Below are 19,467 nucleotides of genomic sequence, written 5' to 3'. Positions count from 1 at the left end.
GCCCTTTGGTTTAATTGATAATAATAAAAAGTATAGGCTCCTATGACTAATTTTACCGATATAAGCGATATAGCTGATATATCTATACAGCCTTACTTATCCAATGAGTACCTAGATGAGTCACGTAACCGATTCGATACGCCTGAGAATGACGCTATGAGTGGATTTATAAATGAGCAGAAGGTGGATGTGATACCGGCGGTAGATGTTGCATTGATGGGTCGGCATCTTATTGAAGCCTCAGCTGGTACAGGCAAGACTTGGACACTCACAGGCATTATGCTACGACTGCTCATTGAAGCGCGCCGTGCGCCAGAGCAGATCATTGCCACTACCTTTACTCGAGCCGCTGCCGCTGAGATGCGTCAGCGTATTCATGATCGTTTGGTGGATTTTTATCAATTATTGCAGTGGGTCAATAGTTTAAGTGCTGACACCAGTAATAAGGAGGCTTTGTATCCTGAGGTGCTACAGGTAACACCTGAAAGTAATAAGGATAAACAAGCAGGTAAAGGTTCAAGCGTTGATTCAAATGCTGGGACAGGGACGGATGAGTTCAATCAAGACATTGCTGCTGATAAGCAAGCGGAGGCTGAGAAACGTAAACAAGTAAAAAAAGATCGTGAAAACTGGCTAGTTAATCAGGCTAAATATGCACGCTTAGACGCCGTTATGGACGATCCCATTAATCTGCATTTGACTGGGTTTTTACTTGATCATGTCCACAGCTATCCAATGGCGGAGGCCATTCGACGCACTGCGCTAGTACTAACCACGTTGGATAAGCTGTTTGTAGGCACACTCGACAGTTTGGCGCAAAAGTGGTTGATTGAATACAGTAGCGAGACCGGTCATCAGCAAGGTATGGCTATTATTGAAGACAGCAGTATTGAGCAGGTTACTGACAGCGTTATTCATGATGAGCTGAGGCAGTTCCAAAGCAGACTGTATCACGAGGAGCCTAAACTATATGCGCTAATGGATCAGCAAGGCAAGCTGACTGCAGTTAGCGATCATAAAAAATATGTGACTCGTTCGCTTAACTTTATTTCAGCGCCGATTGATGACGTTGTAGTAAAGAGTTTTTCTTTTGAGGGCTATGAGCTGCTTATAAATACTATCATTGAGCGCAGCGATGAGCTTGATGTTTTTTTTAAGCCTGACGGCGAGTATTATGAAGTTCCGAAAGGTCAGTTATTAAACAACAGAGACTCTTGGCCAAAAATCATCCAAACATTAGAGGATTCTGGCCCAACTGCTTATAAGTCTATATCAGACTCCAAAACTTATACAGGAAAGTTGATTGAGGCTTTTCAGAAAACGGATAATATAGGCAAGCAGTTCTATAAGCCAAAAGATGGTGAAAGAGTTAATTTAATATTTAACGAGTTGCAGGTCGTTCGTGATTTTAAACGGTATATCGAAGAAAGTAAAAAGCTAGATGAGTATATCACGGCTATCTTAGCCAACCTTAATCGCCATATCGTGCTTGCGGTACGTGACAGGCTACCAGTTATCTTAGAGGAGCGCGGTGAGACGACCTTTAGTTTACAAATGGTGCGCTTAAATCAAGCGTTAACGGGTCGGCAAGGAGAGAAACTGGCACGTTATATTCGTCACCATTATCCGGTTGCTCTGATTGATGAGTCGCAAGATATCAATGGTGAGCAAGCCATTATGATTGAAAGTATCTATCTGCCTAAAAGCAAGACTAAACAGTCAAATACTAGTAAAACCAGTCATGAGTTTCTGTTATTAGTGGGTGACCCAAAGCAGGCCATTTACGGGTTTCGTGGCGGTGATGTGGCCAACTACAACTATATGAAAGCCCAGTTTGAGAAAAGTAGCCTTTGGACGCTCGATATTAACCGCCGTTCAAATGCTGGTGTGATTGATGCACTAAATTGCTGGTTTGGCATGCCAACGGAAATGACTGCTGAGAATAAATTAGCACAGCTAGGTAGCAGTATTTATTATCAGCATATCAAAGCTTCTAAACCAGAAAACCAACTGTCTTGGTTTAATGAGCCGACTACTCAAAACAGTGCTTTAGTGACAGAAGTGCTTTCTGCTCAACCAGTGAGCTTGTTGCATCTACCTTATGATAAAGATAAAGAGCTTGAGTATGATGAGTTTGAAATCACCGCGCGTCATATTGCGACCTTGCTCATTAGTGGTCAGACCTTAAAAGGCAAACCGATTCAGCCTAGTGATATCGGTGTGCTGGCACGTACCAAAAAAGACTTAAAACGGGTTGAGGATGAGCTGGTTAAGCTTAATGTACCGACCTTGACTACTAGTGATGTCAGTATCTTTGAAACCATCATGGCGGAAGATGTGGCAGCATTGCTGAGTGCCATGCTATATCCATATCGTCATGACATGATCAATCGGGTGCTGACTAGCCATCTGTATGGCCTGAGTATCAAAGAAGTCAAAGCCATGATGACTGACCATGAGTCAGGAGTAACAGAGGGTAGTCACTTAAGTAGCGCTAGTACGAAAGCAGTTAACAATAAAAAAAGCTATCAAGATTTTATTACTTACCTAAAACAAGCGGCTCAAAACTGGCAGCACTTTGGTGTTTTGTCAGCATTACATTACTTATTAGATAAAAACCCCGTGCAGCCGCAAGGCGTTTGGCAAGCTCTGGCAACTCATCCAGAAGGTGATCGTCACATTATGGATTTGCGTCATATGATGGATGTCTTGGCGCAGTATGGTATCGGCATGGGTGAGCACGAACTATTGGCTTGGTTTAGACAAAATATATATGCTGCTCCCAATAGCGATTGGGCTAAGCAATACCCGTTACCGACAGAGTCTGGCGTGCAGCTTATGACCATTCACAAGTCCAAAGGGCTCGAATTCCCCATTGTCTATGTATTGGGCATGGGCGACGCTAGTCGGAAGGCGGGCAATAATGAAAAGTTTGGGCTGTATCTATACAACGCCCAGCAAGCTCCGTCGATTTTAATGCAGCAATCGGCAGAGAATCAATCAACAGGCAACCAGCGTCGTTTCTCACCCGTACAAGGCTCTGTGACCACAGAAAGTCACTACACTGATATTGAGACACAAGAGGGGTTTGATGAGCTGCGACGGCTTGGTTATGTGGCATTTACGCGTGCCAGTGAGCAGCTTTACGTGGTGTTGCGAGATCCTAACAACAAAACAGGTTTTGAATTAAAGCCAGCGTTCTATTGGTTGGAATCGCCAGAGGCAAAGTTTAATTTGCCTGATAGACTCAAAGGCAACATAGGCATAATTAGAGGGCATAATGTCAATGAGTTCTATAACAATGATAGTAATGGTGCTAATGCATTGGGCTTAGCAGGTAACGCAACGCTTGCCACTGCTAAATCTATAACTGAGACTATTGAGTACGCGCCTTTTGCAGAAGTTATGAAAACCAATTATTTTTATGGTTGGGCCAAGACCAGTTTTACAGCTTTAGCCCGTCAGCTAGATGAATCTACGCAGGCGCTGGCTGTGGTAGATGAACGTATGGATGATGCCATAGACATTGATATGACAGAGTCGGTAGTATCGTCCAGTAATAGTGATTTTTTTAAACCAATCAGTGAGTTGAGCCTCAAATCAGAGGATAACATCCGTTTTACTTTTGTCAAAGGCGCCAATGCCGGTACGTTTTTGCATGAAATATTTGAAAAAATTGATTTCAATAATAAATCGCAGTGGTCTCAGGTGATCGATAGAGCCGTTAGTAGTTATCAGCTACCTTTGGTTTATAGTAGTGCTGAACAGCAAAGTCGACTATTACAAGCAAAGAATAAAGAAGATGGTCGTATACCTGACTTAGATTCAATAGATGCTACAAAGCATGAGGCATTACTTAACTGGATTGAAGAGGTGCTACAGGCGCCGTTATTAGCGTCTAATCAACCGTTATGCTCTATTGATGCAAGTCAGCGGTTTGCTGAATTAGAGTTTAATATGGGGCTATCAGAGCGTTTTAAGGCGCAAGATATTAATAGCCTATTTCAGCAGTATCTCCCGAATGAAGCGGACAAACACGTCAATCTTATTCCACAAAACAAAGCGCATTTGTATCGTTATCTGCGGGGTGAAATCGATTTGGTGTATGAGCATGCTGGCAAGTATTACGTTGTCGATTACAAAAGTAATTTTTTAGGAAATAGCCTAAGCGATTATGACGAAAGCACACTCAAGCAAGCAATGTCAAAGGCAGGATATTGGTTACAGGCAGCAATTTATCAAGTCGCGTTACATCGTTTCCTTGCAATGAGAATTAGTGATTATGCAGGTAATGAAGATAAGTATCTTGGCGCTGTTGAATATGTCTTTTTACGGGGCGTATATGATTCAAATTCTCAAATAACTGCTGATCTATCGCAAGATGTCAGAGAAGCTGATAATAGTCACTCAATGCCCAACGACCGCTATGGATTAGTCACGTGGGATATTCCAATTGAGTTCATTAAGGCCCTAGATGCATTGTTTGGCCTGCCAGATTAGTGGGCCATAAATAGCGAATTAAATAAAAAACAACCATGATAGCGATTAACTGGATAAAAATAGAGACAAGCATACTATGAGTAATAATAACAATAAGAGCAGAGCGGGCGTTAGCTTACAAGAAAGCTGGGCTAGTAACATCAGTGATTATATATTGATGCGCCGTCAGCAAACGCACTTAGCGTATAACGTCACTGAGGCAAAGGCTAATGCTGATAGTAAGCAAATCGATAAGACGGAACAAAATGGCTTATTTACTGCTTTATTCGTTATGTTGGCCACTCATTTAGAAGAGGGACATACTGTACTCACCATTGAGGAAACTGAGCATGAAGTGCCGCTTAGCGGTCAAATCAATGGCGAGCTAATCACCCTATATGCCTGGCAGCAGCAACTATTAGAGATGCTAGCAACGCCAATTCTAGCACTGATTGACATTCAAACAGTTACTCAGCAAGAGGATGATTCTACAGCTGAGTTATCATTATTTATCCTGCTAGACATCATGTTTGGTAAGCGAGCTCAGCTATGGGCGCAGCTGGCACTCACCAATCGTGAAAAAGAGATACTCAGCAAACGCTTTGATGCGGTTGCTGCACTTTATCAGCTAGTGAAAAACACGAATCTAAATTCCTTCATTCAGCCCATTCATGAGCATACTTTGTTCGCTGACGCTAATTCTAACGTGAATAGTAAAAATAGCCTAAGCAAGAGTAATCAACCTATTGTGTATCAGCATATTAATAAACCAGAGGCTGATACACAAAATATTAAGATCACTTTTTGGTTACATCGAGCTTGGCAAGCAGAATTCAACTTAGCACAGCACATTAATACTATTTTGAACCAACAGATAACCCCTTTAGAGATAGCGATACCGGAAAACCTACATGAGCAGCAGGTAATGGCTATTAATGTCGCTAATAACAATGCCTTTAGCATTATTACTGGTGGTCCCGGTACAGGGAAGACCTATACGGTTGCTCAGTTAGTAATTGCTCTGCAACAAGCTACAGAGAGTGGGGGTGATGAGTATGGAAAAATTCGGTTCAGTACGGACAGTGCCAGCCTAGCCTTAGCAGCACCGACTGGTAAGGCTGCCCAGCGAATGCAAGAGTCTTTGCAAGCGGCTCTAGATGGAGCGAATGTAGAGCTACAACTGCAAGAAGCCAAGACCATTCATCGCTTATTAGGCATTGGTCGAACAGGTAGACCTCGTTACAATGCAAATCATCCACTCGGCGAAGATATTATCATTGTCGATGAGGCATCTATGTTGGGGGTGGAACTGGCTAATTACCTTGTGAGTGCGGTGAAACCAGGCGCAAGGCTTATATTGTTAGGAGATGCGAACCAGCTAGCCGCAGTAGATGCTGGGGCAGTATTGGCTGACTTATGCCGCATTCCATTGCTACAACCTATACATGCAAAGCTAACAGAGAGTCGCCGATTTAGCGCAGACTCAGGGATTGGGAAGCTTGCCAATCAAATTAATAAGACAGAGGCAGATACTCAAGCTATTTGGCAGTTGTTAAGGCAGGACAAGGCACTGAGTTTTCAATATGTAAATACGTTGCAAACAGAGACAGTTATAGATAATAAGATACAAAATAGCCTAAGCAATTATAAAATTATTTCAAACCTCACTCTAAATTATCATCAATACCTAAATAAAATTGGATCACTACTAAAGAATCCAATAGAAAAATCCGTGCCAGAATTAGTAAAAAGTACAATTACTTCATTAATGCAAACGTTTAATCAGTTTAGAGTCCTAAGTGCTGGTCATAATGGCGAGTGGGGTGATCACTACATTAATAATCATATCACTCAATGGCATCTTACTGAGCTAAAGCTACCTCTAGGTCAAAATACATGGTTTCATGGTCGTCCCGTTATGGTTTTACAAAACAACTATGAACTTGGATTGTTTAATGGCGATATCGGCTTTTGCTTGCATACAGGAGATGAGAAAAGCCGACTTGAGGTGTTCTTTGAGAATAAAGCACAGGGAATTGCTGTCAATCTGCTAAATGAAGACGTTATAGCCACAGCATATGCAATGACCATTCATAAATCGCAGGGGTCTGAGTTTGATCATGTGGCCATTACTTTTGATAATAGTCATGCAAGGCTTTTGAGCAAAGAGCTTATTTATACGGCGGTAACCCGTGCTAAAAAACAGGTGACCATATATAGTACAAAACATGCTTTCGAAAAAGCCGTTCAGACACCGACTGAGCGCCATACGGGTTTGGCACTGCAGTTTTAGTTAGTATTTATCGCATATATTATCAAAAAACACTCAAATACATATACTTATCAATAAGCAATAAAAAAGCACCCATTGGGCGCTTTTTTACTATGCTATCAAGTCAACCAAAAACTGATTAAATCTTGTCTTCTTTAATAGCGTAGATACCAGGCAGATGACGTAAGTAACCATGGAAATCCATACCACAGCCATAAACATAGCGATCTGCAACATTAATACCAACGAAATCAACATCGAAACCTTTAACTTTACGATCATGCTCTTTATTAAGGAGAACACATGATTCAATCGATAAAGGTTTTTCCTTGCTCAATTCTTCAACCACTGCTTTTAAGGTGATGCCTTCATCAAAAATATCATCGATCAATAAGACATGCTCGCCTTCAATGTTAACATCAGGCTTAAATTTCCAATCAAGCTCATTGGTTCCTTCGTTATCACGATAGCGCGATGCATGGATATAATGCATACGATGATAAAAAGTAAGGTGAGTCAGTAATTGACCGGCTGGGATAAGCCCGCCATTCATAACGACCATAACAATCGGATTTAGACCAGCATAGTGCAGATTAAGCTGTGCAGCTAAACGCTCATAAGCGGCAGCAACTTCTATACTGCTGATTAGGCATTCTGAGTTACGTAATGTTTTTTCAATTTCTTGATTGCTGATTTGGGTCATCGGACGTGCCTTTGGTAAAAAGTGCCGCTTATTTTAGCAAATTTTAGTGAATATGCCCAATGCCAACTGGCTTTTGAGGCAAAATTAATCAAATATTGGCACTTATTCTGGCTTTTCTACGATAAAAGGGCGGTAATAGTTCGCCAAGCGATTCAATGAGCTGTCTGGCAAATCAGGTAACAACTTATTAAGTGCCATATTCATGCCTTTATCGATAGCTGCTTTGGCAACAGGTACAGATTTGCGTTTAATCATACCCAATTTTAAGGTTTCAGCAAAACGGCTAATAAAGTGAGTTAAAGTTTCTTCGTTCATGGTTTCAAGTGCGGTTTTAAATGTCTTGGTATCCACATGTTCAGGAGTAATGGCTGCAAAACCTTTTTGAATGATGGCAGTATGTTGTTCTGTGAGCTTAAAACCCACACGTTTTAGACCGTCATTATCGATAAAGGTTGCTCGATCTCTTAGAAAATGGAAGCTTGGCAATACTTCCTCGTTATTTTCTTTACCCAGTAAAATATTAAGCAAGGTATCGGTCGCACGTTCAACAGTGACAACCACTTTACGCATGGACGCTTGACGTTCAGGATTTGGGATAATGTCAACCAGACCAACCAATAAATTATCAATAAGATCACGCGCAGTCTGATGCGTTAAAGCATCGCGATATGGGTAGTATGGTACTTCCTCATTCGATGCAACGATTTGCTCAGCTTCAACGATTAATGCTTTTAATTTATCTGAAGGTACAAATCCAAAATAATGCGCCATTGTGCTTCCTTTATTTGTTGTTTTCGAGGTTTAACTAGCGTTACATTCTTCGTTAAATCGGTTAGTATTTAAATGGGTTGCCAACCAAATATTCACCATATCATATACTGACTGATGACGTCTGCTAACTATAAAGTTCAGCCGTATTAATGGATGATGATATGACAAAATTTCTATCAACTGCTTAATTGCGTATGGTCAGGTGCTCTGAGTCACCTGCCGAAGACTAATTTAACATATTTTTTATATTCTAAATTAAAAAGCTTGAACTTATAAGGCTACCCATTACTTGTCTAAGGAGAGATAAGATGAATAGTGCAATCGTGCTATTGTTTGCTGTTGCCGCTATGCTTTGCGGTTATCTGTTTTACTCAAAATTTATCGCCACTAAAATTTTGGCATTGGATAATAGTATCCCCACGCCAGCACATACCATGAAGGATGGGGTAGATTATATTCCCACCAATAAATATGTGTTATGGGGACACCATTTTACTTCAGTCGCAGGGGCAGCACCGATTATTGGTCCTGCCATTGCGGTTATTTGGGGCTGGGTACCTGCTATCATTTGGGTGGTATTAGGTACTATTTTTATGGCGGGTGTCCACGACATGTCTGCCATTTGGGCTAGCATGCGCAATCGAGGTCAATCGATTGGCTCGATTGCCGGTACGGTCATGGGTACACGTGTACGCAGCTTGATGATGATTGTCATCTTTTTATTATTACTCATGGTAAATGCGGTATTCGGCGTCGCTATTGCTAATATGATGATAAAAACCCCATCCGCTGTGCTGCCTGTTTGGGGCGCTTTGATAGTCGCGTTTATCATCGGTCAGTGCATTTATCGCTATAAGATGAATCTGGTTTGGGTATCAATCATTGGGGTTACGGCTTTATATGGGCTTATCTATCTCGGTCCTATGTTCCCCATTGTGTTACCTGAGACATTCTTAGGCTTACCTGACAATGCTGTTTGGATTATTATTTTGTTTGTCTATGCGGCAATCGCGTCTTTGTTACCAGTCTGGATGCTGTTGCAGCCGCGCGATTACATCAATGGCTTGCAATTATTTGTCGGTCTGATTTTATTATATGCCGCCATCTTTATTGCGACTCCTAATATTGTCGCGCCAGCGATCAACACAGCATTGCCAATCGGCACACCATCTATGTTGCCTTTATTATTTGTGACCATTGCTTGTGGTGCAATCTCGGGCTTTCATGGTTTGGTAGCGACGGGTACGACGTCTAAGCAAATTGATAAAGAAGAAGATGTACGATTCGTTGGTTACTTCGGTGCTATGGGTGAGGGTATGCTAGCACTTGGCGCGATACTCGCGGCAACAGCAGGCTTTGCAACCCTTGGCGACTGGCAAGCCGTTTATCAAAAATTTGGCGACGGCTCTATTGGTGCCTTTATTGATGGCGGTGCGACTATCTTGAATGCTGGCGTCGGCATTGATATGGTTTTATCGCAGACGATGCTAACGGTAATGGCAGCCTTGTTCGCTGGTACCACGATGGATACTGGAGTACGTTTGCAACGTTATATCTTCCAAGAATTTGGTGAGATTTATAAACTGCCTGTTCTAAATAAAAGTGTGGTGGCCACATTGCTTGCCGTTGGTAGCTGTCTATTATTAGCATTCGGTGCTGGTGGCATCGATGGTGCTGGTGGTATGATTATTTGGCCGTTATTTGGCACGACAAATCAGCTCATGGCTGCACTAACCTTGATGATTGTAACCGTTATCTTATTACGTAAAGGCAGACCAGTATGGTATACCTTAGGACCATTGTCGTTCTTACTGGTCATGACGGTTTTTGCATTATTGATTCAGCTAAAAACCTTTTTCAATGACGGTAATTGGCTGCTTATTATTATGGATATCATTATCTTGATAGCCACAATCTTAGTGACGTTTGAGAGTTTATCAGTACTCCGTAAAGAATGGTCGATACACAGAGGCAAAAGCAACCTCTAAGCCATGTTAAATACTTACTGAATTACGATAAAAACGCTAGCAGCAATTGCTGGCGTTTTTTATCTCATATAGGCATGATAGATAATAAGCATACGCAAAATAAGGGTCATTATGGAAAAGGCAGATATCACAAAACCTATAAAAAATATTGAGCCATGGTGGCAACGGTTTGCGGCTGGGTTAAACGAGTTTTATCATGCGCCGTATCGCCAGACGATGGCACGCGCCGCGCGTGATGAGGAAGATTTTTTTATGCTACTCATGTTTGCGGAAAGCTTAGGCATCGATAATCCTGCTAGCTTTTATACATTAGAGTTGCAGCCTTTGTTTTTAGAAAACTTCCATGAATGGCATACACGCATGGGCATGGATAGATGCCCTTTTGACCATGTAGGTTGCTGCTAGTTTCCTTTGAATTAATTAAAACGAGATAAAAGTATGGCATTACATCCATTGCCTGCATTGCTAGAGCAATTAATGACACAGCCGATTATATTTATCGGTGGAAAGGGCGGTGTCGGTAAAACTACCACTGCCGCTGCACTTGCCAGCTATTATGCCAATCAAGGCAAAAAGACACTGATTGTCTCGACCGATCCAGCACACAGCTTGGGCGATGTGTTAAACGTCGCGCTAAAAAATCAAAAAACAGTTGTAACCCCTTATTTGGACGCTATTGAACTAAACCCTGACATCATCGTTGATGAGCATTTTGCCCAAGTTGAACGCACCATTACTTCCTATGCAAACCCAGACATGATGCCAAAAATTCGCGAGCATCTACGGCTATCAAAATCAGCACCTGGTGCACAAGAAGCCGCGATGCTCGAATCCATGTGTCACCATCTAGTCGAAGCAGCAGATGCCGGCTATGAGCACGTTATTTTTGATACCGCACCGACGGGACATACACTGCGTTTATTAATGCTGCCTGAGATGATGGGGGCATGGACGGATGGATTGCTAGCGCAGCAGCGAAGGCAAGCAAAACTGCGCTCAGTGGCAAATCATTTGGGCAGTCATGAACAAGACAATAATAAAAACGACTTAGCCAATCCGTTTGCCGAAAAAAAGAGTGATCGCTGGGAGCAAGCAGTATCCGTACTAGAAAAACGCAAACAGCTGTTTCGTCAGGCAGGGTTGCTGCTTCATGACCGTACACAAACCGCCATTGTATTAGTGATGACGGCTGACGTATTGCCACTGGCTGAAACAAAGCGAGCGATAGAGCAGTTAGAAGACAGTAAGCTTATGCCAGCCGCAATCGTTATCAATCAGTTGATAGCTCTGACCCAGTCCGATACGTTTTGGCGTCGTCGTGCTGAGCGCCAACAGCAATTAATGCAAGATATTGAGCAAAGCTTTCCCAATTATCCGCTATACCCAATATATCTACAGCAAACCGACGTACGCGGTACTGATGCCTTAAGTGCATTAGTAATCCCAGCATCATAAAGCCCGTCAGTAAGAGATATTATCTTTAACATGTTTATGCATTATGGCTGACCCTGATACGACGACAGCTTACTTGCCAGCGACCATGCCATATCTGCGCGTAATAACTGCGCCTGCTCAGACTTGCCACTACTGAGTGATGACCACTGCGGTTTGCCACGAGCTTTTTTTAGCTCACTGGGCAGTTTGTGCGTTGCCCATGGCGTTATAGCATTATTATTCCCAGCGTCAGTATCGCCAATTGACGCCTCACCCTTATATATCAGCTGCGTAGCATCTGTTGCTGCATGCCCACGGTGACGTAGGGCAGTGAGCAAATCTATCGCTCGCGTTGCCAACAAGGTCAATGTTGCAGGGTCGATATATAACCGCTTAACCCCTGATATTTTATCGGCGATACTGCCAGTATTGGATAGCAATCCACCTGCGATGCCACCGATGGCAGCACCCAACCCCAAGGTTGTACCAAGAGCCGCCGCATCAATACCCAATCCTAGTAACGCACCTGCAGCCGCGCCTGATGTGGTGCGAATGCCATAACTTTTGAGAAGCTCGGGGTCGAACGGGTCTTGCTGATAGGCCTGTAGCTCAAGTGGCGTTGCCGCTACCTCATTGTCATAAAATTTATATAAACTCAGCAAATTATGCTGCATTGCGCGTTCGCTCTGTCTAACCGCTTCTTGCATTTGCTGTAATACTGGCATGGGATCATCATCTTCGCCAATCTCTCGTACAAATGCTGCGACGTTTAACAAGAAATCTGCAATGATAATATTGGCTTCATCATATAACTGTGCCCAGTTTTCAGTGCGGCGCGCCATTAACTGCTCAAGCATTTCAGAATGGGTAAGCATAGTCGCAAGATTCTGCCATAAACGCATCTCATCGTTAAATTCAAATGCCACTGAATCAAAGCGCGTCGAGATATGTAAGTTACGTCTTGCCAGCATAGTCTGCCAGTCATCAATATTGGCATCCTGAGCATCAGTGAAATTAAATACCGGCATAACAGGAATCGCGGCCCAAGATAAAATAGCCAGCTCATCTCTATATTTACCGAGTACCGGCTCACGTGCATCGACGACATAAATGGCCATATCACTTGCCAGCAGCTGCCGAATCACTTTGGCTTCTTGGCTATAGTCCTCATTGCTACTTAGCGCATCACTACTTTGAGCAATATCAGCTGCCAAAAACTGTTGCAGGCGCTCAATACCATCACGGCGACTGGCAGTATTATCTTCAAGCCAATCCATCAGCCCTGATGCGTCCTCCAAACCTGGCGTGTCATATAGAGCCACCAATATTTCACCCGTTTGACTATCCGTCAGTTGGGCACGCTCTACATGACGGGTAGTTGCGGCTTCATTTTTTACTTCACCGAAGTAAACGTCACGCAATAGAGTACGTAATATAGAAGTCTTACCCGTATTGGTATGACCAACGACCGCAAGCTTTAATGCCTCACCACTAGCGATGGTTTTTTTAGCTGTCCTGTAGCTAGTCTCTGGTTCACTTGATGACTGTGTGGCTAATCCAGACGATGATGCTTGAGGATTGACCTCATGCGCATTATTTCCTTGATTATTATTGTCATTATTCATAATAGAATCTTATATTGATTGGTAGTATCCAAAAACATCATAGCTTTTATTGTAGAACAAATTGATCTATCTTTCGGTATGAGTTCAATAATCCATCGTCTAAAAAAAGATTTTCAGTTATTGATCAAACCGATTTTTCGAGCAGATAGGGCGGTTTGCCATTGCTGATAACGAACATGTTGCTTTTCTAAATTCGAGTCTGAACCAGCATTTAAAACATCATTGCCCGTATTATGGTGCTCTGTCAGACTCAGGCTATTGTCCTCTAACAGTTGTACAATCAGTCCATGTTTGGCGTGATTGGCGATCTGATCAAGTTTACGCAAGGTACCACGGTCAGGCAGCGCTTTAAAATGAATACCAAGCAATACCTGTACCGGATTTGCATCTAGGTAAGCCTTTAGCCGTGCCATATCTTCACGGTCATCAAGAATACCAAAATTCTCAATATCAGTCGTATCAGTAATGCCTGTATCGAAACCCGACTGCCACCATTGGTTTTGCTCCGCTGGATACTCTAATAGCGCAACCAGTTTTTTGCCAGCACTGACTTGGGCTTTTGGGGCGATAGGCGCGGGGGCTTCTTTAAAGTCATCAGCATCCACCACATGACGCTGCCAAAAGTTCAAAATCTTTTGATAATAGGGCAGCTTGATATCCAAACGCATCTTTTTACAACGGAACATCAAGGCACAAAATGCCCATGCAATTGCGCGTGGGACAATCCCGTACATCAGTAAACTACCAACCAACAAGCCTGCCCATTGCCGTGCGACAGACAAAGGCATAGCATCAGTCACTAATCGGCTCTGTACGATAGCCGTACTGTCCGGAACATCGAATCCAACCATACTTGGTAACCATCCAAGTACTTGCGTCAAAGTAATTAGCGCCTGATCTGACAGCAGCGTTGACTCCCAGCTAAAGCTGTATTGACGCACAATCAACAGAAAAATAATCGCAAGCAGCATACCAGTCAGTGTGGCAAGCCATAACTGATGACTAAATCTGCCCAAATACCAACGCATACCGCTGTGTTGCAGCTGCCGCTCATATAAATTCACCGCTGCCTGAGTTACATCATCTTTACCACGTATCAAATAACTGGGGCTGACAAAGCTGGCAAACCAGTTTGAAGACTGCTTGCCTTGATTGATAAGCGTCATGACTAGCCAGCCCAGAAGCATAAGACTATGAAAACCCAATAAGCATACCAAGACGTAAAAGAAGTTCACTACATTGGTCTGTAGTAAAGTGAATAAGCCCAAAAATCCTGAGAGACACCAAATCACGCTCATAACAACCATGATGCCTTTGATGCGACCATCAATCTTACCAAGCACGCCTGCCAGCGCGCCATTGCTGTCTATTCGTGACGCTCGTCGATGCAGTTTTTGCAGTGGCGAGCCTTCTTCATTTTGCAGCTTTTCAGTAATGAGTAGCGGGTCAGTGGCAAAGACATGCTGCTGCGTCTCAAGAGTACGTACCAGCTCAGTCAATTGGTCTTGGGGCGATAGCATGGTCTGATGTCCGTATAATCAATGGTGAAATGAAATATCAAAATGTAATGTGTTGAAAATTATAATCGTTAAAGCGTATTTGTTGATGCAATTATTACTTTATTTCTGAAGGGTATAGATGTCAATTTTAACGATATTTATGTTGCTAACAAAAAACCTGACCATATGGTCAATAATAACTGGCAGTTATTATAAATAAGCGGTATGCTAAAAACACATTAGAATCCTGATTTAAATGTTTTATCAAATATTCATCCCTATTCTAATGTCAAATTCAGATTATACACAGCGCTATCTTCCACTATAAACAAAAGTGGCGTTATAGCTGACCAATAATAAAGATTGATGAATAAAAGGGCGATACGCCTTTTTAGCAATGATAGGTAGAGTATTTGGTTTTATAACAATCTTGAGTCCCACTCTAGGAGTTGTCGAAGAACAAGCCTAGAACATATCAACAACAGAACACGAAGGACGGCTATTTAATATGGATATTAAATCTACTTCTCAATCGGCAGTTGCCCGCCCAGAAGATGAAAACTTGGGTATTGGTGCCAATATTGCTTATGGCTTTCAACACGTACTGACCATGTACGGTGGTATTATTGCGGTTCCATTAATTGTGGGACAGGCAGCTGGATTATTACCCGCTGAAATTGGCTTATTAATTGCCGCCTCATTATTTATCGGTGGTCTTGCGACTTTATTGCAAACGATTGGTGTGCCATTCTTTGGCTGTCAGCTGCCACTCGTACAAGGTGTATCGTTTGCGAGTGTGGCAACCGTGGTTGCGATTGTGACAACGGGGGGCGGACTACCTTCTGTGTTTGGTGCTGTCATTGCCGCCTCTGCTTTGGGCTTTTTGATCACGCCTATTTTCTCCCAAATTATCAAATTCTTCCCGCCATTAGTGACTGGCACCGTCATTACTACTATTGGTTTGACCTTGATGCCAGTCGCTGCCCGCTGGGCAATGGGCGGCAACAGCAACTTACCTACCTTTGGTAGTATGACCAATATTGGTCTTGCTGGCTTCACGCTAGCGATGGTGTTATTACTAAGCAAGCTTGGTAATGCTGCGATCAGTCGCCTATCGATTCTACTGGCGATGGTCATTGGTACTTTTGCTGCTTGGGCATTAGGCTTGGTTGATTTCTCTGGTATTACGACAGGCTCTATTTTTGCTTTCCCATCGCCGTTCCATTTTGGTATGCCGACTTTTGAGATTGCGGCAATTATCTCTATGTTTATCGTGGTATTGGTTATTTTGGTTGAAACGTCAGCAGATATTTTGGCAGTTGGTGATATTATTGAGACAGATATCGATTCAAAACGTTTGGGTAATGGACTACGAGCTGATATGGCAGCCAGTATGATTGCCCCTATATTTGGCTCATTTACTCAAAGTGCTTTCGCACAAAACGTAGGTCTAGTTGCCGTAACGGGTGTTAAAAGCCGTTTTGTAGTCGCTTATGCCGGTATTATTCTGGTTATTTTGGGCTTGATGCCGATTATGGGTCGTGTTATCGCTACCGTTCCTACCGCCGTACTTGGCGGCGCCGGTATCGTATTGTTTGGTACGGTTGCAGCCAGTGGTATTCGTACGCTTGCGCAGGTCAGTTACACCAATAATATGAATCTAATCATCGTTGCGACCTCCATCGGTTTTGGTATGCTACCGATTGCCGCTCCAGCGTTTTATGATCAATTTCCAGACTGGTTTGCCACAATTTTCCATTCAGGTATCAGCTCTGCTGCCATCATGGCCATTGCCCTAAACTTGTTGTTTAACCACTTAAAAATAGGAAATTCAGATCAACAGTCCGTATTTGTTGCTGGTACAGAAGACCGCTCGGTACGTCCTGTGGTGATGATTGATCTATATGAAGGTGATTATTTTACTGAAGGAAAATTGTTTGATTGCGACGGTAAAGAGATACCTATATCAAAAGAACCAGCGCATCACTAGAAGCTACAATCAGAGGCTAGAAAAAGCTGGACAATTAAAGCAAACGTATAAAAAGCTGCCATAACAGGTAGCTTTTTTTGTGTATAACCTGTTTTATCAAAATAATAAGGCTGCAAAAATTCATCACATGATCAGCGCTCAAGATACGTGACACACTCCCCCTATGGTAAATAGGTTTACATTGAATCAATATAGTAGAAGTAGTTTTAATATTGCGTTATAACCCCTATAAATACTCACAAGGATGAACGCCTTATGAATACTAAAAATTATTTTATCATCGGTGGTACAGGCGGTATCGGTAAAGCCATGGTTGAACAATTGGTACACACTGCAGCCAATGAACACGCCAGCACCCTTACGAATAACGATATGCACACCGATACTGACATCCGTGTCTTTGCCACATACCATAAAAGCGTGCCTGATTTTGAAGCAGAAAATCTGTATTGGATAGCGATGGATATCTGTGACGAGCAAAGTATCAAACAAGCAGCTGATGCGATTAAGCAGCAAACCACACATATAGATTGGGTGATTAACTGTGCTGGATTGCTGCATACCAAAATGCGTCAGCCAGAAAAATCACTACAACAGATTGAAAGTGAGTTTTTTTTACAGAATATGCAGGTTAATGCTTTGGCAAGCTTGCTCATTGCCAAGCACATCAAGCCGCTATTGGCGAAAGCTGAACGAAGCGCAGATAAGCCGGCGATTTTTGCGACGATATCGGCAAGGGTAGGTAGTATCAGTGACAATCAACTCGGCGGTTGGTACAGCTACCGCATGAGTAAGGCGGCGCTTAATATGGGTATGAAAAACCTGAGTATTGAATGGAGTCGATCGCTTAAAAACGTCTGCGTGGTAGTGATGCAGCCCGGCACTGTTAACACCCAGCTATCAGCTCCGTTTCAGGGCAACGTAGCTGACGGGCAGTTATTTTCGCCAGCCTATAGTGCTGAATGCTTGCTTGAGGTACTCAGTAAGATGGGTGCTGCCCAATCAGGGAGTTTTGTGGATTGGGCAGGGGAATCTATACCGTGGTAGGTTTTAGAATGAGCCTTATTTCATTAGAAATTGACGAATTAAAGCGATCAATAGGCGACAAATAAATCCATAAATTCGTTTACTGGCGTCTGCTCTAACCGTTGTTGGTCGCTACACAATGCAAAAATCTCTGTACAGCGACTGTCGATAAACCGTGTCGCAAGACTGGCACGGAACTTAGCTTCCAGTATTGGTAAGCCTTCAGTACGGCGGCGTTTATGACCGATAGGGTATTCAATCGCTACCTTATCGGTACTACTGCCATCTTTAAAGAATACCTGTATCGCATTGGCAATCGAGCGCTTGCTTGGATCATGATAGTCTTTTGAATAACCGGCATCTTCTTCAACGACCATCTTATGACGCAGACCATCAATCAAAATATGATGCTCGGCATGATAATCATCTTCATAGTTTTCAGCCATCAAATCACCAGTGAGTAAAGCCACGGCAACCATATATTGCAAACAATGATCGCGATCAGCAGGATTGGCCAGCGTCCCTTCCTTTGAGATGATCCGAATAGCAGACTCATGAGTCGTTAAGATGATTTTTTCAATGTCTTCCATGCGGTCATCAATACGTGGATGCAAGATAACGGCCGCCTCACAAGCCGTTTGCGCATGGAACTCGGCAGGGAAGCTTATCTTAAATAAGACATTCTCCATCACATAGCTGCCAAACTCGCGCTGGAAGGTAAAGCACCGCTCGTTTTCAGGCTTAAGCGCCAAATCCTTATTAGTATGACTAAAGAGCACATCATAAAAGCCCCATTGCGGCGCTGTCAATGCAGATGGAATGCCCATCTCGCCGCGGCGCGTGATATCAACCAAACGTACGGCTCGACTGGTCGCATCCCCTGCAGCCCATGACTTGCGACTACCAGCATTGGGTGCATGACGATAGGTACGTAGCGCTTGACCATCGACGATAGCTTGAGAGATGGCAGCCATGATACGCTCATGTGGCAGTTTATAAAGTTTGGCAACAACAGCGGTCGACGCCAACTTCACTAAAAATACATGATCAAGACCCACACGATTAAAGGAATTGTCTAATGCCAACACCCCTTGAATCTCGTGCGCCATAATCATGGCTTCTAGCACTTCTTTCATAATAAGAGGTGCATGCCCCTGACTGACGTTTTGCTGGCTGATATAATCTGCTACTGCCAAAATCGCCCCTAAATTGTCAGAGGGGTGACCCCATTCGGCAGCGAGCCATGTATCATTATAATCAAGCCAGCGCACGATACAGCCAATGTCAAAAGCAGCTTTAATAGGGTCTAGTCGATAGGAGGTGCCGGGGACACGCGCGCCATTAGGAGTAATTTGATCGGCGCAATCAGAACCTAAATGCTTGGTACATTCAGGGAAACGTAATGCCAGTAGTCCGCAGCCAAGCGTATCCATCAGGCAGTAGCGAGCAGTATTCCAAGCATCAGCGCTATTGGGTGAGTCGTTATCTATAGAGTAATTGAGTACATAATCGGCGATTTTTTCAATCTCGCTATCATACGCCGGTCGTACATTGCTTTCCACAGTGGACATAATCGTTACCTCTTCCTTGAGTCAGATATATAAGTGACTTATCAATCCTATTACGAATCAATAAACCTGCTATCAAAAATAGCATACTCACAATCGAACCACAGTGAAG

Annotated in this window: 12 protein-coding genes; 7 read left to right on the top strand and 5 right to left on the bottom strand. The window is 43.1% G+C overall.

Going from position 1 to position 19,467, the window contains the following annotated elements; translation table 11 throughout:
• Positions 1–42 precede the first annotated feature (42 nt).
• Together FQ083_RS00420 and recD are read left to right on the top strand one after the other, a co-directional pair.
• Complete coding sequence (locus FQ083_RS00420; protein WP_149408289.1) at positions 43–4,500, top strand: UvrD-helicase domain-containing protein; 4,458 nt, start codon at positions 43–45, stop codon at positions 4,498–4,500.
• A 76-nt stretch (positions 4,501–4,576) separates the two neighbouring features.
• Positions 4,577–6,772 carry an exodeoxyribonuclease V subunit alpha gene (gene recD, locus FQ083_RS00415; RefSeq protein WP_149408288.1) on the top strand — a complete coding sequence of 732 codons (2,196 nt, stop codon included), beginning with the start codon at positions 4,577–4,579 and terminating at the stop codon, positions 6,770–6,772.
• A gap of 118 nt (positions 6,773–6,890) precedes the next feature.
• On the opposite strand, the gene FQ083_RS00410 is transcribed toward recD, so the two are convergent.
• A complete protein-coding gene (locus tag FQ083_RS00410) occupies positions 6,891–7,454 on the bottom strand; it encodes a hypoxanthine-guanine phosphoribosyltransferase (protein ID WP_011513626.1) in 564 nt (187 codons plus the stop codon).
• Between the two features lie 102 nt (positions 7,455–7,556).
• The gene (locus FQ083_RS00405) at positions 7,557–8,225 is read right to left on the bottom strand and encodes a hypothetical protein (RefSeq protein WP_133104339.1); all 669 of its coding nucleotides are present in this window, start codon (positions 8,223–8,225) and stop codon (positions 7,557–7,559) included.
• 308 nt (positions 8,226–8,533) lie between these two features.
• Between FQ083_RS00405 and FQ083_RS00400 the strand changes: the two genes are divergently transcribed.
• From FQ083_RS00400 to FQ083_RS00390, 3 genes are all read left to right on the top strand, one after another.
• A complete protein-coding gene (locus FQ083_RS00400; RefSeq protein WP_011513628.1) occupies positions 8,534–10,213 on the top strand; it encodes a carbon starvation protein A in 1,680 nt (559 codons plus the stop codon).
• Positions 10,214–10,324: 111 nt separating this feature from the next.
• A complete protein-coding gene (locus tag FQ083_RS00395; RefSeq protein WP_011513629.1) occupies positions 10,325–10,618 on the top strand; it encodes a cory-CC-star protein in 294 nt (97 codons plus the stop codon).
• Between the two features lie 33 nt (positions 10,619–10,651).
• Complete coding sequence (locus FQ083_RS00390; RefSeq protein ID WP_149408287.1) at positions 10,652–11,668, top strand: ArsA family ATPase; 1,017 nt, start codon at positions 10,652–10,654, stop codon at positions 11,666–11,668.
• 41 nt (positions 11,669–11,709) lie between these two features.
• Here FQ083_RS00390 and FQ083_RS00385 read toward each other — a convergent pair whose 3' ends face one another.
• Positions 11,710–13,272, bottom strand: coding sequence for a DUF3482 domain-containing protein (locus FQ083_RS00385; protein WP_149408286.1), 1,563 nt, complete (start codon positions 13,270–13,272; stop codon positions 11,710–11,712).
• Positions 13,273–13,385: 113 nt separating this feature from the next.
• Positions 13,386–14,792 carry a DUF2868 domain-containing protein gene (locus tag FQ083_RS00380; protein ID WP_149408285.1) on the bottom strand — a complete coding sequence of 469 codons (1,407 nt, stop codon included), beginning with the start codon at positions 14,790–14,792 and terminating at the stop codon, positions 13,386–13,388.
• Between the two features lie 487 nt (positions 14,793–15,279).
• On the opposite strand from FQ083_RS00380, the gene FQ083_RS00375 reads away from it, so the two are divergent.
• Positions 15,280–16,761, top strand: coding sequence for a nucleobase:cation symporter-2 family protein (locus FQ083_RS00375; protein WP_149408284.1), 1,482 nt, complete (start codon positions 15,280–15,282; stop codon positions 16,759–16,761).
• A 255-nt stretch (positions 16,762–17,016) separates the two neighbouring features.
• A complete protein-coding gene (locus FQ083_RS00370; protein WP_149408283.1) occupies positions 17,017–17,808 on the top strand; it encodes an SDR family oxidoreductase in 792 nt (263 codons plus the stop codon).
• A 47-nt stretch (positions 17,809–17,855) separates the two neighbouring features.
• On the opposite strand, the gene FQ083_RS00365 is transcribed toward FQ083_RS00370, so the two are convergent.
• Positions 17,856–19,358, bottom strand: a complete 1,503-nt coding sequence (locus FQ083_RS00365; RefSeq protein ID WP_149408282.1) for a bifunctional 2-methylcitrate dehydratase/aconitate hydratase — start codon at positions 19,356–19,358, stop codon at positions 17,856–17,858.
• Between the last annotated feature and the right edge of the window lie 109 nt (positions 19,359–19,467).

This window comes from Psychrobacter sp. ANT_H59, from assembly GCF_008369225.1.
In the GTDB taxonomy this organism is placed as follows: Bacteria; Pseudomonadota; Gammaproteobacteria; order Pseudomonadales; family Moraxellaceae; genus Psychrobacter; species Psychrobacter cryohalolentis.
The sequence above is the reverse complement of the archived record's forward strand: the minus strand, read 5'-3'. Positions and strand labels throughout refer to the sequence as shown.